11 protein-coding genes are annotated in these 16,159 nt (G+C 45.8%); 1 reads left to right on the forward strand and 10 read right to left on the reverse strand.

Translation table 11 applies throughout. The features are described from left to right. Positions 1–419: 419 nt before the first annotated feature. Positions 420–1,106: a queuosine precursor transporter gene (locus tag BHV83_RS03310; RefSeq protein WP_005642680.1), complete on the forward strand. Its 687-nt coding sequence runs from the start codon at positions 420–422 to the stop codon at positions 1,104–1,106. On the opposite strand, the gene BHV83_RS03315 is transcribed toward BHV83_RS03310, so the two are convergent. The 10 genes from BHV83_RS03315 to BHV83_RS03360 form a co-directional block, all read right to left on the reverse strand. Beyond that, positions 1,101–1,733 (reverse strand): HAD family hydrolase, encoded by a 633-nt coding sequence (locus BHV83_RS03315; RefSeq protein WP_005642676.1) that lies wholly within the window; start codon positions 1,731–1,733, stop codon positions 1,101–1,103. The genes BHV83_RS03310 and BHV83_RS03315 overlap by 6 nt on opposite strands. Positions 1,734–1,786: 53 nt before the next feature. Then, positions 1,787–3,115: an ABC transporter substrate-binding protein gene (locus BHV83_RS03320; RefSeq protein WP_122205887.1), complete on the reverse strand. Its 1,329-nt coding sequence runs from the start codon at positions 3,113–3,115 to the stop codon at positions 1,787–1,789. Between the two features lie 16 nt (positions 3,116–3,131). Further along, positions 3,132–3,920: an ABC transporter permease gene (locus tag BHV83_RS03325; RefSeq protein WP_005639113.1), complete on the reverse strand. Its 789-nt coding sequence runs from the start codon at positions 3,918–3,920 to the stop codon at positions 3,132–3,134. Next, a complete protein-coding gene (locus BHV83_RS03330; protein ID WP_036657318.1) occupies positions 3,917–4,690 on the reverse strand; it encodes an ABC transporter permease in 774 nt (257 codons plus the stop codon). The genes BHV83_RS03325 and BHV83_RS03330 overlap by 4 nt, the downstream gene beginning before the upstream one ends. Positions 4,691–4,706: 16 nt before the next feature. Further along, positions 4,707–6,113, reverse strand: a complete 1,407-nt coding sequence (locus BHV83_RS03335) for a polyamine ABC transporter ATP-binding protein (RefSeq protein WP_046452432.1) — start codon at positions 6,111–6,113, stop codon at positions 4,707–4,709. Positions 6,114–6,221: 108 nt separating this feature from the next. Then, on the reverse strand, positions 6,222–7,418 hold the full coding sequence (locus BHV83_RS03340) for a uracil-xanthine permease family protein (RefSeq protein ID WP_122205888.1): 1,197 nt from the start codon (positions 7,416–7,418) through the stop codon (positions 6,222–6,224). A 209-nt stretch (positions 7,419–7,627) separates the two neighbouring features. After that, positions 7,628–10,108, reverse strand: a complete 2,481-nt coding sequence (locus tag BHV83_RS03345) for a glycoside hydrolase family 2 protein (RefSeq protein WP_122205889.1) — start codon at positions 10,106–10,108, stop codon at positions 7,628–7,630. A gap of 32 nt (positions 10,109–10,140) precedes the next feature. After that, complete coding sequence (locus tag BHV83_RS03350) at positions 10,141–11,349, reverse strand: glycoside hydrolase family protein (protein ID WP_005642670.1); 1,209 nt, start codon at positions 11,347–11,349, stop codon at positions 10,141–10,143. Positions 11,350–11,435: 86 nt separating this feature from the next. Continuing rightward, positions 11,436–12,917 (reverse strand): RagB/SusD family nutrient uptake outer membrane protein, encoded by a 1,482-nt coding sequence (locus BHV83_RS03355; RefSeq protein WP_005639102.1) that lies wholly within the window; start codon positions 12,915–12,917, stop codon positions 11,436–11,438. A gap of 25 nt (positions 12,918–12,942) precedes the next feature. Further along, entirely contained in the window at positions 12,943–16,023 is a 3,081-nt protein-coding gene (locus BHV83_RS03360; RefSeq protein WP_122205907.1) for a SusC/RagA family TonB-linked outer membrane protein, read from the reverse strand. Positions 16,024–16,159 lie beyond the last annotated feature (136 nt).

The following is a 16,159-nucleotide window of genomic DNA, read 5'->3' on the forward strand; positions in this document are numbered from 1 at the left end:
TTTAGGATTAAGAAAGGATTGTCTGTTTTTTTACATTTATAGACAACCTATAACAGGATTTTTTTAATACACAGTCAACCAAAATCAGGACGAGACAGTGTGACACTGTGTGATACAGGCGTGATACATGAATCCAGCATGTATCACACCTTGCACAACATGGATATCAACACATACAAGACAAAATGTGATAGAGTGACAGAGAAATGGCGATTCTCTTTCTGTCGGTTTTAAGGCGATAGAGTGACAGAGAAATGGCGATTCTCTTTCTGTCGGTTTTAAGGCTGCTTATCGCCTCATTCGGCTGTCACATATAATAGGCATAAATAAAAATATCACTATCTTTGCCCTCGGAATCCAAAAACATTCCTTTATATTATTCACCGAGTGCTTGATAAACCTCGTTAAAAACAAGAAATATGCAGAAGACATCTACTGTAACCGTACCATTCATGCTGTTAGGCATCCTGTTCAATATCTGCCTGGTAGCTTCAAACCTGTTAGAAACCAAAGTTATCCAGGTATTCGGCATCACAGCGACTGCCGGACTGATCGTTTTCCCGATCTCATATATCATCAATGACTGTATCGCCGAAGTATGGGGATTCAAGAAGGCACGCCTGATTATCTGGAGCGGGTTCATTTCTAATTTCCTTGTAATCGGATTTGCGCAATTGGCGGTGATGTTGCCTGCCGCCCCATTTTGGGAAGGCGAAGAAGGTTTCAACTTCGTGTTCGGAATGGCACCGCGCATCGCCATAGCAAGCCTGATGGCTTTTCTTGTCGGTTCGTTCCTGAATGCTTACGTGATGAGTAAGATGAAGATTGCTTCAGCCGGAAAGAATTTCTCTTTACGGGCTATCGTCTCCACTTTGGTCGGCGAGAGTGCCGATTCGATGATCTTTTTCCCGATCGCTTTCGCCGGACTGATACCGATAGGCGAACTTTTCATTATGATCGGGACACAGGCGGTTCTGAAATCCCTCTATGAAGTAATCATCCTTCCCGTTACCATCCGTGTTGTAAACTATATCAAGAAGGTGGACGGCAACGATGTGTATGACGTAGGGACATCATACAATATATTAAATGTGAGAGATTTATGATTTATGATTCATAATTCCAAACAAATGCGACCAGTCTTCACGAGGTTGCGGCGTATAGGTATGGAATCCTAGTGATTCCGCCGTACGGCAATTGGGGACGGCATCATCTATGAAAAGTGTTTCTTCAGGACGGATATCGGCATCTTGCAGGACATATTCGAAAATTTCGGCATCGGGTTTCAGCAGATGGAGGCGGTAGGAAAGATAAATATGATTGAAAAAGTCGGAAGCATGGTGGCCTTTATAGGAAAAACAGGTCTTTTCCGACCAGTCCCAATGAATCTCGTTCGTATTGCTGAGCAACATCGTATTGTAACGCTTGCGGAGGTCGAGCAAAAGATCTAGCTTATAATCCGGAACATCATCGAGCATGGCGATCCAGGCGGCATCTATCTGTTCGTCCGTCAAAGGCTGTCTGGTCAGATGACGGATACCCTCGCGAAACTCTGCTACCGTAATGGAACCGAGCTCGATCTTCATGAACAGATCCTTATGCTGGTAGTTATTGACAATCTGCTCGCGTATATTCGCGACCCCCAAACTCTCGAATGCCTCGATGCACCGATTACGGGTGAGATTGATAATCACGCCGCCAAAATCTATAACCAAATTTTTTATGCCTTCCATGACCTTCTTTTAATTGACAATTGATAATCGACAATTTTGATTCTAACTATTTACTACCAGCGGCGACGACGCCGGTGATGCCGTTGCCGCTGTTTATATTGACGTATCCTGCGATATACCAGCCAGACAAATAACACTCCGAACACGGCAAAGATCAGCAAGACGATCCCTGTATTCAAGTTATCTCCTTTCACGCGGCTCCACATTTCCAAAACCAGTTCCGTCCGATCTCCGAAATCGCGGATCATGGCACAACGTTCTACCACCTTGCGGTCGGGGTATTGTACCGGATTGATCCGGATGCTATCCGCACCGGGACCGAAGAAATAACTCAAGTCGGAAACTTTCTCGATTGTCGAATCGATCTTGGCTTCCATAATTTCGGGAGTCGCAATGGCACTGACGTAACCGATGGCATCCATATTCCGCAAAGCGACGTCCGGACGACAAAGATAATCAATAAAATAACTGGCCGCCTTTACATTACGGGCATATTTAGGGATCGCCCAGCCGTCATACCAGATATTGCTGCCTTCTCGGGGCACTTCATAGTCCAGTTCCACCCCGACAGCCTCCGCTTCGTCCATCGCCCAGACCGCATCGCCGCTCCAGGTAAAATTGAGCCAGGCTTTGCCTTTCGTCATCATTTCCTTGCCGAAATCGGCTTCCCAACCGGCAATGTTGGGTTTCATCTTTTTCAGAAGTGCTTCGGCTATGGCGATCGCTTCGGGAGAATTGTCGTTCATCAGTTGCTCGACCGTCACGGTCCCATCTTCCAGTTCCTTCGCATGGGCGTAGATAATGGCCGTACCATAGGAGTCACGATAGCTGTCTTTCATCAATATCTTGTTTCTGAACTTCGAATCCCAAAGACACTCCCAGCTTTCGACCTCTTTCTCCTCCACGAACTGCTTGTTATACAAAATCCCAGCCGTTCCCCACATATAAGGGACGACATAGTCGGTCGTTTTCCGTCCCGGCTGGCTTAGCTTGTTCAGTTGCCCGCGGATATAGGGAGAGACATTATCCAGATAATCCGGTGTCTTTCCGAAATTGCGGTCTATCGGGACAAGAAGGTTTTTCTTCAACATCCGTTCGATTATATATTCGGACGGACAGATCAGGTCGAAATCTTCATGCCCGCGTTCGATCTTGGTAAGCATGATCTCATTGATATCGAACACCTGGTAGATGATCCGGATATCTTCGCCGGTCTGCTCCTTGTACCAAGCGGGAAATTCGGCCAAGACATCCTCGTCAATATAGTCTGCCCAATTGTAGACTTTCAGAATATGACTGCGCTCCTCATCCGTACGATTGCATGAAGACATGAAAGTCAAAAGAAAGAGGCAACTCGCTATTATTGTAATCAGTTTATTCATTTCCTGCTTTTCTCCATTAGCTTTTGGACTTCTCCGCCCGTTTATTAATCACAATCAAAAGGACAAGCACCGTCACGAAAATGATAGTTGACAGCGGACGCAACTCCGGTGTCAGTCCCCCTTTGCGGGCATCCGCATAAATAAAGGTCGATAGGGTTTCCAATCCCTCGTTGCCGATCGTAAAGATGGTAACGGCAAAATCGTCGATCGAAAGCGTAAAAGCCAGTATAAAGCCGCTGATCATGCCCGGACGAATCTCCGGCAGGATCACCTTGCGCAACGCCTGGAAAGGAGTCGCCCCCAAATCGAGCGCCGCCTCATAGACATTCTGGTTCATCTTTTTCAGGCGTGGCATGACACTCAGCACCACATAGGGCGTGCAGAACGTGATATGCGCCAGCACGACCGTCGTGAATCCCTGTGAAACGCCAAAACTCACGAACAGCAGGAAAAGGGATACGCCCGTAATAATATCTGCATTCATCATCGGGATCGCATTGGCAAAATTCATTACCTGGCGGGTCCGTGATCGCAGGTTGAAAATACCGATAGCCGCAATACTACCCAACAGCGTGGAGACGGTCGCCGCGATCATCGCAATGGCGAACGTATTCCACAACGCACTCACCAACGAACGCTGCACGCCTCCTGTAAACAGCGAACTATACAATTTGGTTGAAAATCCCGTCCAGTTTCCCAAGACTTTCGCTTCGGTAAACGAGAAAATCATAATAATCAGAATCGGGGAATATAGCAGCACCAACAGTAGCCACAAATACCCTTTTGCCATCCATTTCGTCATCATATCACACCTCCCCCTTCGTTCGAAGCACTGTCCTCTTCATTCGTAAAGAGGATGGTAACACCAATCAGCAACAGCATAATAAGAGAAAGCGCCGCTCCATAATTCCACATACCGTTATAGATATTTTCTTGCACGGTCGTACCGAACAGTTTGATGTTATTCATCGTCAGTAATTCGGCAATGGCAAACGTGGAAACCGTCGGCATGAAAACCATGACGATCCCGCTCATCACGCCGGGCATCGAAAGAGGCAGAATCGTTTTCATAAAGACCTGAAACGGATTGGCTCCCAAGTCCTGGGCCGCCTCGATCAGACTGCGGTCCATCTTTTGCAACGTATTATAAATCGGATAGATCATGAACGGGAGAAAGTTATACACCATACCGAAAACCAACGCCCCCTCTCCCAACGGCAGGTTCAGGAAATCGAACAATGCTACCGTAGCCAGCGTACGGATCAGGATATTCACCCACATCGGCAGGATGAATAGCACGACCATCGTCCGGGAAGTGTTAAAACGCTCCTGGCTCAGGATATAAGCTGCCGGATAGCCAAGGATGAGACAGGCAAGTGTGGTGATAATAGCAATCCCGATCGAATAGACGAACGTATTCATCGCTTCGGGGTGTACCATGAACTTACGGAAATTAGCAAAAGTGAACGCTCCGTCGGCATCTGTAAACGCATATAATACGATCAACAACAAGGGCATTACGACAAAGACAGCCAAAAACAGGGCATAAGGAATCGTCCAGTTCTTACGCCGCATAAAAAAAGCTGAAATCTTACTTATCACTTCCTTCCTTTTTAGTTGATTGAACAATCCGTATATTTTCGGGAGCGATCGTGATTCCGACCCGGTCGCCATCGTCCCAAACATCATTCGTATCGACAAAGATATCTTCGTCCCAGTCGGTAAACACCGTCAGATGATAATGGTTGCCTTTGTAGAGGATAAATTTCACTTCACCGGTCAGACGGCCGTCTTCCTCGTTGTCTTCCAGAATGACGCGGTCAAAATCTACTTCGACCTGCACGGGTGCTTCCGAGTCAATGCCGGATACCTCTCGGCATTCGAACGTACAGCCTAAAAATTCCACATGCGTGGCATCCACCATCTTTCCTTCGAACGTATTGCAGATACGTTCCTTTTTCATCACATGGATATCAAATGGTTTGACCAGCAAACCGACTTCCTGCCCGGCATCGAAACAATGGTAGTCCTGTACCATGAACTCATAGCCTTCCGGCGTCTGCACCATCATCTCGTAGTGAACGCCCTTGAAAATGGAGGAGGTAACCGTCCCGGTCAGCATGGCGGCTTCAGACGGCTCGAAAATATAAATGTCTTCCGGGCGGAGCACGACATCTACCGGGGTCTGTTCGCCGAAACCTTCGTCTACGCATTCGAACTCATGCCCGGCAAAGGATACCAACTTATCTTTGATCATCAGTCCGTTCAGAATATTGCTTTCGCCGATAAAGTCGGCGACAAAGGAGTTGATCGGTTCGTTATAAATGTCAATAGGCGTCCCGATCTGCTGGATCTTCCCTTCGCTCATCACGACGATCGTATCGCTCAGGGTGAGTGCTTCTTCCTGATCGTGAGTAACATAGATAAAAGTGATTCCGAGAGACTTATGCATTTCCTTCAACTCCATCTGCATATCCTTGCGCATCTTGAGGTCAAGAGCCGCCAGCGGTTCGTCCAGCAGGAGCACTTCCGGTTCGTTCACGATAGCTCTGGCAATAGCGACACGTTGTTGCTGTCCGCCGGAAAGGGAATCCACATCACGGTACTCATAATCGGTCATTCCTACCATCTTGAGGGCCTGCTTCACCTTTTTCTCGATCACGACAGCCGGAAGTTTTTTCAGCTTCAGGCCGAAAGCGATGTTATTGAAGACATTCAGATGAGGGAAAAGAGCGTATTTCTGAAATACAGTATTAACTGGACGTTTATGAGGGGGTGTTTGCGTAATTTCTTTTCCCGCAATGGTTATTATACCCTCAGAAGCAGTCTGGAATCCGGCAATCAGACGCAACAATGTCGTCTTCCCGCAACCGGACGGCCCCAGAATGGTTACAAACTCGCCCTTACGGACAGACAAATTCACATCATTCAATACGGCCTTGTCTCCAAAGAATTTAGACACATGCTCCACACCGATGATGCAGTCAGATTTTTGCATAGACAGATTCCCCTTTACCAATACTGATTAAACATATTTCCGCTTCTTCACGTAAAAAGCGGCACAAAGGTAACAATTAATTGATAATTGAGAGTTGAAAATTGAAAATTACGGTAGAGTCTTGCTCTTAGGCAACACCAGGTTCAAAAAGACTCCCAGTAAAGCCGAAAGCCCGATACCGGCCATCGTGAAACCGCCAAATTCAATGGCAGCACCACCAATCCCGAAAGTCAGGATCAATGAGACGATGATCAGGTTGCGAGTGTCGCCCAGATTGGTCCGATTCTGGATCAAGCTGTTGATGCCGACAGCGGCAATCGTTCCGAACAGCAGCAACATGATGCCCCCCAACACGGCGGCGGGAATCGATTTAAGCAACGCGCTGACCTTCCCAAACACAGAAAAGACGATACCGCTTACGGCAGCAATACGGATAACGGCCGGGTCTGTAATCTTTGTCAGCGAAATAGCTCCTGTCACCTCCGAATAGGTCGTGACGGGAGGACCGCCGATCAATCCGGCGACGATACATGCCAGGCCGTCTCCCAACATCGTGCGGTGAAGTCCCGGATCTTTTACGAAATCCTTGCCCGTCACCTCGTTGATTGCGTACACATCGCCTATATGTTCGATCACCGGAGCAATCGTCACCGGAATCATAAAAATAACCGCTTCCCACGACAATGAAGGCTTTACAAATTGCGGAAATGCAAACCAAGGAGCTTCTATCATAGGCTTGAAGTCGATCAAGCCGAACAGACTCGCAGTCAGATACCCGACGATGATTCCACAGAAGATAGGGATCAATCTCAACATTCCCCGGCCCAACATAGAGGCGAGAATAGCGGAAAGCAGGGCTACCAGCGCCAACGGCCAGTTCTCTTTTGCCATATTCACACCTGAGCCTGCCAGCGAGAGGCCGATCAGAATAATAACCGGCCCGATCACCACCGGCGGAAAAAGCCGCTTGATAAAACCGATTCCTCTCCACCGGACCAACAAGCTCATCAACCCATAGACGGTCCCCACAGCCACCAGGCCGGACATCGTACCGGGCAACCCATACAATTCCGTCGCCTTTATGATAGGCGCCACAAAAGCGAAACTGCTTCCCAGAAAAATAGGAACTTTCCCTTTCGTCACCAAATGAAAGATCAACGTGCCGATACCAGCAGTAAAAAGGGCGGTAGAAGGATCAAGGCCAACCAGCAGAGGAACGAGAACAGTCGCACCAAACGCCACAAAAAGGAACTGAACGCCAACAACCGTTTTCTGAATGGGGTTCAGGGGTTTCATATTATCCATTCGTTCTTTATTTACTTTTTGCAAATATAATATAATCCAGACATCCAGCAATTCAATTCACTCACCTATTTTTTATAATAAGCAGCCGTTCATAATCCACCCCTTACTTTTAACTTAGTGCAACCCGGATAAAAAGTCCCGCCGTAAATTAAAACACGGCGGGACGTCTCTACGTTTTTTCCAGTTTACAATCAAAAAACGACCTTCCCCTACTTGGGACTCTTCAATTCCAGGAATGCAGTCGGCAGGCCTTCCGATTTAACAGCAACCACGCTATTACCCCCGTTCCGTTTGATACGGATCAGGGCACGACCATTATACGCCTGTACTTTACGACTACCGGTCGAAGTTCCTAAATTGCAGATCAGGCTGCCATCTCCGGCAATCTCAAACGTAATCTGCTTTTTGGAGCTGAGACAACGGATGCCGTTTTTATCGATCAGTTGTACCTGTACCAAAGCCGTATCTCCCTCTTCGGAAAGCAAGCTCACTTGGCAAGCGGCTTCTTTATCCCATTTAGCAGTCTGGTATTCCTGACGAATGACATCAGAAACCTCCTTCTTCTCCTTTTTCTTTACACCGACAGCCCGTATTTCGTTCATGCCTTCCTGATAAACACAATTCCAGCGCAACCCGGCAGCCGGGTAATCCTGACTATTACGCCGTTTCACACCCTGGCTCACACCATTGACAAAAAGCTCCACTTCGTCGCAGTTAGAATATACCAAGATTTCCTTGCGGTCATCTTTTCCACCCCAGCGAACCGGCCAGGTATGACCGTAGATATGGATCATCGGCTTCTCCGTCCAGTAAGACTGGAACACATAGTAGCTTTCTTTCGGAGTAAAATCGCGTTCAACCACCCCCTTCTGATTGACATAAGGGACAGGATTGTCGGGACGGACCGGAGTCGAAAAATCTTTAAAAGGCCAGTAGGCTGTACCGGTCAGCCACGGCATCGTCTCCTGCTCTTTCAGATGCCAGTCGATCAGACGGACCACATAACTTTCCGACCAATCGCCATCGCGCGAAGCACGTGGAACGCCACCATACAAGGAAGCATCGCCGGCACGTTCATCACCGCCCTTTCCTGCCTCGATGTTCTTCAGATTATAAAAAGCATCTTCCGAATGACGACGGGCATGGCTGTCACCTCCCCACTCTACATGCAGGAAGTGTTTTACCTTCTGCATCTCCTGTTCTGAGATCGATTTATAATCGGTAAAGACACCCCGATACCAACCAGCCCAGATAGAAGGTGAATAGACATCAACAATATCATTACAAAATTCACACCGGCGGATCGCCGTCATACGTGTGTCGTCTAAACGGTGCGCCATGTCGTGCAACTCTTTCATGAAAGCACGGATCGCACTCTTGTCGAACGTATTGAAATCGTTAGGCCAGTCATTCTCATTACCCAACCCCCAGATGATGACAGCCGGATGATTATGATGCTGGACGATCATATTAGCAAGCATCCGACGGGCTTGTTTTTTGTAGACATCGCCTCCAAGACCGCCCCGACACCAAGGAATTTCTTCCCATACCAGAATGCCCAATTCGTCGCAAAGGTCCAGAATGATTTCAGATTGTTGGTAATGTCCTAAACGGATAAAGTTCACGCCCATATCTTTCATCATCCGCATTTCACGACGCATCATATCTTCCGTCATGGCTTGTGCCACACCAGCGTGATCCTCATGGCGATGCGTACCTCGCAACAGCAAACGTTTGCCGTTCAGGAAGAATGGACCTTTGTCCTTAAACTCCGTATGGCGGAAACCGAAGCGTTCTTCCGTCGTGAAAGTCTGATCCGGTGTCTTTACAGTCAACTCGCAAGTATAGAGTTGTGGCACATCCACGTCCCACAATACCGGATTCTTGATCTTCATCTCTGCTAAAAGCTGGTCACCCAAAGGAAGTATTCCTTCCAGTGTTTTCGAGAAGACTGGTTTACGGTCCACATCGTAAACGGAAACGGTCACATCCGCCTTCCTTATATCTTCCGGATTATAAAACGAAGTTTTCACCTTCAATATACCTTCTTTCAAGTTAGAAGAGAGGGAAGATTCCAAACGAATCTGTTCAAAAGAAACTTCAGGCAGGTACACCAAGTTCAAATACCGGTACAGACCACCATAGATATTGAAATCAGCCAGATCGGATGGTATCATTTCCAGATCACGTGAATTATCGCAACGGATCGACAAAGGTACTTTCCCTTTGAAACGTTCCGCATCTTTACTGCCGAGAAATGCTTTTACCGCATCCGTAATATCGACATTCCAACTGTCATAACCGCCAACATGGCTACCGACATGAGTCGTATAGACATAGACATCCGTCTTCTGTCCCGCCCCGTCGAAATCGAGTACGATCCGCCCGTTCCGATAGGGATTGTCTATCGCCAGCAAAGTTTTATACCATCCCGGACCTTCATAATAATTCACGTCCGGATCAACAGCATCTTCGGCATTAAAACAATGAGGTAACGTAACAGGCTGCCAGATGGGAACCGCCTCCGAACTGCCGGGTGCGGCAGGACGTACAGCCTCCCAGATTCCCCCCAAATCACCTTTCAGATATTCCCAATTGTTCGTCAGCCGAATCTTATTCATAGCAGGCACTTTCGCCACAGCCGACAGAACGGACAAACACAATAAGCATGCAACAAACAAGTACTTCATATTCTAATATTCAATTTAAAATTCAATTATTTTTACAAGAGAGCAGTTCCTTCTTTTTCCAATTTGGCTTTTCGCAACAAGGCTTCCAGATAGTAATAATCCGCATATACGATCGGCACATCCACTTCCGAACCATGAGTCTTGGAACCGGTACTATGCAAAAGCAGGAAACCACAGTCTTTCCCTACACTTGCCCGATAACGGTTCGTCAGGTTTTCCAATATCCTATCAGCCCTATCCACATATCCGGTTCTATTCGTTTCATCATACATACTCAACTCGTAAAGAGCAGAAGCCGTAACGGTGGCCGCCGATACATCACGCGGCTCGTCCGGTATTCCTGGAGCATTATAATCCCAATAAGGTATCAAATCGTCCGGCAATGTAGGATTGGAAAAAATATAAGAGGCAATTTGTTTGGCACGTTCTAAAAATTCAGGCAATCCAGTTTCTCGATAGCACATCGTATAGCCGTACAATCCCCACGCTTGTCCACGCGACCAAGCCGAAGCATCGGAATACCCCTGGTGGGTGTTTTTATGCAAGACTGCGCCGGTCAACGTATCATAGTCGATAACATGATAGGAACTGTAGTCCTTACGAAAATGATTCTTCATCGTAGTACGGGCATGGTCGACTGCAACCTGGTAGAAAATGGAATCGCCATTCGTACGGAAAGCCCAGAAAAGTAGTTCCAGATTCATCATATTATCGATGATTACGGGATATTGCCATTTATCCCTGTTATGATCCCAGGAACGGATACAACCCACTTTTGGATTGTAACGTCTGATCAGGGTGTAGGCAGACTGCAACAGAATATCCTTATAACCAGAATCCTGAGTTAACCGATAACCGTTACCATAGCTACAATACATTTTAAAGCCCATATCGTGGGTACTCCCATTCCATTTCTCCTGTTCAAGCAGTTCAGTCTGTTTCCTGGCCTTCTCCTTCCAAAAATCATCTTTAGTATATTCATACATATACCAAAGTTCGCCTGGGAAAAAACCGCTTGTCCAATCATGGGATGCCACCATGCGCAGGAAACCGTTCGGATCGATATTGCGAGGATTGGCAAGCAGCTTGTCCGTACTTTTATAAACCGAATCCATTTCCACGAATGCATGTTTCAACTGTATATCGGCAAAATCAAAATTCGAACTGATAATATCCCTCTTGTCCAAAGCACAGGAACTACAGACAAGCAGAAAAACAAAAAAAAGAATTTTCAGTTTCATTTTGTCCATTTTGTGTTATAAGAAGGGGTATGAAATCATCAGTCATTCCATACCCCAAGATTATTTAAACCTACTCAAAAATTTTCTTACAAATTCGGATTGATCAATGAATCATGCTCCGGACAAGGGAAATACAACCGTTCTTCCGTTACATTCTTCACCTTTTCAGGAAAATTTTTCTGGAAATATTCCTTCATTACCGTCAGATAAGTGCCCCAGCGAACCAAATTGAAACGATAGATCCGTTCGTGTGTCGTCTCTAACGTCCATTCTTTTTGGATTGCCTGACGGAAAGTCTCTTTAGACAAACCGGACAAGTTATCCAAACCGGCACGTACACGCAGTTGATTCACGGCATCATAAGCTGCAGCCGTCGGACCATTGGCTTCGTTTTCCGCTTCGGCAAAGATCAGCAAGACATCGGCATAACGGATGATAGGAATGTACATATCCGTACGCTTGTTACGCTGTGAGAAATTTTCACGACCTCCATCACACCATTTCTTTCCATGTGGATACGGACTACCGAAATTCTCAGTCGTATAGGTTTTATTATCAACTGTACTGACAATTTCGGTCAAGAAGGTAGCGGCTTTCCGTTTATCCTTATCATCAAATTTATCGATATAGGATTGTTTCGTATAAAAGAATCCCCATCCTGATTCGGACCCGATACTGGTCGGACGCCACTCGGCTCCACACTGGTTATCTCCTAACCCATCTGCAAAATTCAGGGCAAAGATCGATTCTTTGTTATACCGATTGTTGACCAGCCAAAGATCGGCATAATTTTCTTCCAGCTTAATACCGTAAGTAGCGGCATTATCAATGACTTCCTTCGCTTTGGAAGCCGCCTTCGCCCACATGGTATTGTCTTTAACTTGTTCACCGGCCATCGTGATATAAACCCATGAAAGCAAAGACTTGGCGGCAGCGACAGTCGGACGTTCCGTTCCAGAATCCCATTTTACGGGAAGATTGGCTTCTGCATATTCCAAATCTTCAACAATCTTATTATATATTTCTTTAGCCGGTGTCTTTGTCATGTTATTCGCACTGGTAAAGTCATTCACCGGCGTGTCCAGATAAATAACATCATTAAAGATACGCACCAGATAGAAATAGGACATCGCACGCATATAACGGGCAGCTGCGACATAACGTGTCTTGACCTCATCCGAAACTTTCGAAGCATTCGGAACTTTCTCGATCATGATGTTAGAAGCATTGATACAAGCATAAAATTGCTGCCAGGGCTTATAAAGGCTCTCGTTATCGCTTTGCCAAGTCAAAGAGTTCATTTCATCGCGAGCCACATTATTGGCTGTAGCACTGACAACAGCATCAGTCGTTGCTTCGGCTATAAAGTTAATATGACGTTCGAAGTTGTTGCTACGCCAATAAGACAGCGATCCCATCAGCAGCATATTGCATTCAGCCTCCGTGTTCGGTAAGTTTTCAGGCGAGAGGAAATCTTTCGGCTCTTCCGACAAGAAAGACTCGCAACTACTCATCAATAGCATCAGGGAGCACACCCCTGCAACTGCTTTATATATATATGTTTTCATTTTCGTCTTTATATTAATGGTTCAATTATAATGTAAGATTCAATCCGAAGGTATAAGAGCGGGTTGCCGGATAACTACCACCGTCAAAACCTAAGTTATAGTTACCTGTACGGGAACTGACTTCAGGGTCATAACCGGAATAGCCGGTAATTGTAAATAGGTTCTGTCCGCTCAGATAGAAACGTAAGTTAGAAATGCCCCATTTGGATGTAACTGATTCAGGAAGAGTATAGCCGAACGTCAAATTTTTCAAGCGAATATAAGATCCATCTTCCACAAAACGAGATGAAGATGGACCCACACCCTTGTTAAATGCCTGTTGCGTATTCGAAGTTCCTTCACCTCTCCAGGAATCCTTTACAAACGCAAAAGCATTTCCGGTATTGTTCGAGTTGCTCGGTAATTCGCTGAAAGTCACTTTCAACAAATTATAGACATCATTGCCATAGGTTCCCTGAAACATAAAGCTCAGATCAAAATTCTTATACGAAAAGTCATTACCAATACCAAAGATAAAGTCCGGGTTGGCATTACCGATGATCGTACGGTCTTCAGTCGTAATCTTGTTATCACCATTCAAATCCTTGAACTTCACGCTACCGACATCATCTTTTGTCAGCCCCAAAGCCTTGGCTTCTGCCTCATTCTGATAGATACCGTCAAAGACATATCCGTAGAAGTTCCCCAACGGCTCACCGACCTTCACAATACCAGTTTCATTGAAACCAGCTCCCAAAGCACCTCCGGAACCATTTGTATAAAAGTATTCATCATCGCCAAGGTCAAGCACTTTTTCCCGATTCAAAGCGATATTCAAAGAAGTAGACCACTTGAAGTCACCCACTAAGTTTTGTGTATTCAGAGAGAATTCCCAACCTTTATTGGATTTACTACCGATGTTCTGTGTCTGTGAAGAATAACCTGTATAGTACGGAAGGATCTTGTCATAATGCAGATCGACTGTCTTTTTATAATAATAATCCGCAACCAAAGATATACGTCCGCCCAATACGCTCAAATCAATGCCTATATCCGTCTGTTTAGTTGTTTCCCATTTCAAGTCGGGATTCGGTACACGACCTGGAACAAGAGCCACTGCAGAACTTCCGTTCAGGACATAACTGGTCGTACTGAAACTAGCCAACGACTGATAGGCTGTAATCGCCTGGCTACCTGTTTCACCATAGCTGGCACGCAGTTTCAGGTTCTGTATCCAAGAAATGTCTTTCATGAAATCTTCCTCACTGATACGCCATCCCAAAGCAGCAGAAGGAAAATATCCCCATTTATTATTCTTCGCAAACTTGGAAGAACCGTCAGCACGGAAACTAACAGATGCCAAATATTTACCTTTATAAGCATAGTTCACACGGCCCAACCAGGAAGCAATGGCAGAATGGTTTCCACCGGAAGCGACAGACAACAGACTGCTATTGGCAAGTCCCATATTCCAATAACCAAGCGATTCGATGTCGAACCCTTTACCACTGCTGTTATTGTTGAAATAATCGGAAGCCTCAGCAGTAAAACCGGCAACAACATTCAAAGAGTGATCTTTATTAAATGTCTTGGAATAAGTCAACGTGTTTTCACCAAGCCAGTTTGTGGTTTCCTGATCGTTCATGTAAGCATATCCCTGCCCTTTATAAGAAAGAAGATTCTCTCCGGAAGTAAACTGGCGTTGTTTACGGTCGCTATATGTGTAAGTCCAAGCTGTCTTAAATTTCAAGCCGCTCAAGATTTCCCATTCCAGGAAAGCAGTACCCTGAAAATAATTACGGAATTTATCCACAACCTGATCATTAATCAGAGCTACCGGATTATTCATCTGTGCTCCATCCTTTAGCGGACCGCTAAGGCTGCCGTCTTCCTTGTAGACAGGGACCAATGGCCCAAAACCTAAAGCAGAGAACGTGACACCACCACCATCAGAACCGTTCATCTGATTGACACTGGCGTTGGAAGATGACGAACGGGAAGCATTGATAAGAGCTCCGACCGTCACCTTCTTTCCCAGTTTCTGTTCGATATTGGCACGTATGCCGGCACGATTGAAATCAGAGTTCTTCACAATACCCTGATGCATCAAGTAGTTACCAGACAAACTATAGCGTGTCGTTTCTGTTCCGCCACTTACAGACAACGAATGGCCCGTGATAGGGGCCGTACGGAACACTTCATCCTGCCAGTCGGTATTATTCAAGTTATTAGGATCTATCCACTCCGGTATTTTCAATGCTGTCGTAGGATATTTCTCCTGTGCTTCTTTCAATAAGCCATATAGTTCCTGACCATTCAGCATATCCATTTTCTTTGATACCTGCGAAAGCGAAACATAACCACTATAAGAAACGGTCGGTTTACCAGTCTGCCCACGTTTGGTCGTCACCATGATGACACCATTCGCTCCGCGGGAACCGTAAATAGAGGTAGAAGAAGCATCTTTCAATACTTCGATAGAAGTAATGTCATTCGGGTCTATCAAAGAAAGATCACCACCGAGAACACCGTCAATCACAACCAACGGAGCATTTTCGCCTTTCAAGGAGTTACCGCCACGAATAATAATGTTAGGCGATTCACCTGGTGCAGCCACACTATTCTGTACCATCACACCGGCCATCTGTCCTTGCAAAGCCTGATCGGTACGTGATATGGACAATTTTGTCAGATCATCGCCTTTCACAGAAGAAAGAGCTCCAGTCACGTCACTTTTCTTTTGTACACCATAACCGACCACTACCACTTCGTCTAATGCTTCGGAATCTTCTTTCAGAATAATGTTCAGAGGAGCATTGCCTTTTACTTTTACTTCCTGCGATTCAAATCCAATGTAAGAGATAACCAATGTACAACCGGCAGGAGCTTCAAAAGAAAAGTTTCCGTCTATATCGGTGACGGCACCGATAGTCGTACCTTTTACAAGGACATTAACCCCTAACAGAGGTTCACCATTCGAGTCTTTTACCACCCCTTTCACAACAGATGACTGCAAGACTTCATTCACGATAGCCGAACTTTCTGCATTCGCCCTGCCAGGCAGAGCAGCCGAAGTCAGGCACAATGTCATGCACAGAGCACAACCTTTCATGTACGTGTAATTCATAATATTGTTATTAAGATTGAAACTTTTTGTGTTTTTCTTTAGTTGCAAATGTATGAGATGGAGGTTTCGAACTATTTAAAATTTATCTCTTTTACTTTAAAATTCAGCTCTGGCAAAAATTAAAAACCCGCATTCA

It is taken from the genome of Parabacteroides sp. merdae-related_45_40, from assembly GCF_001915675.1.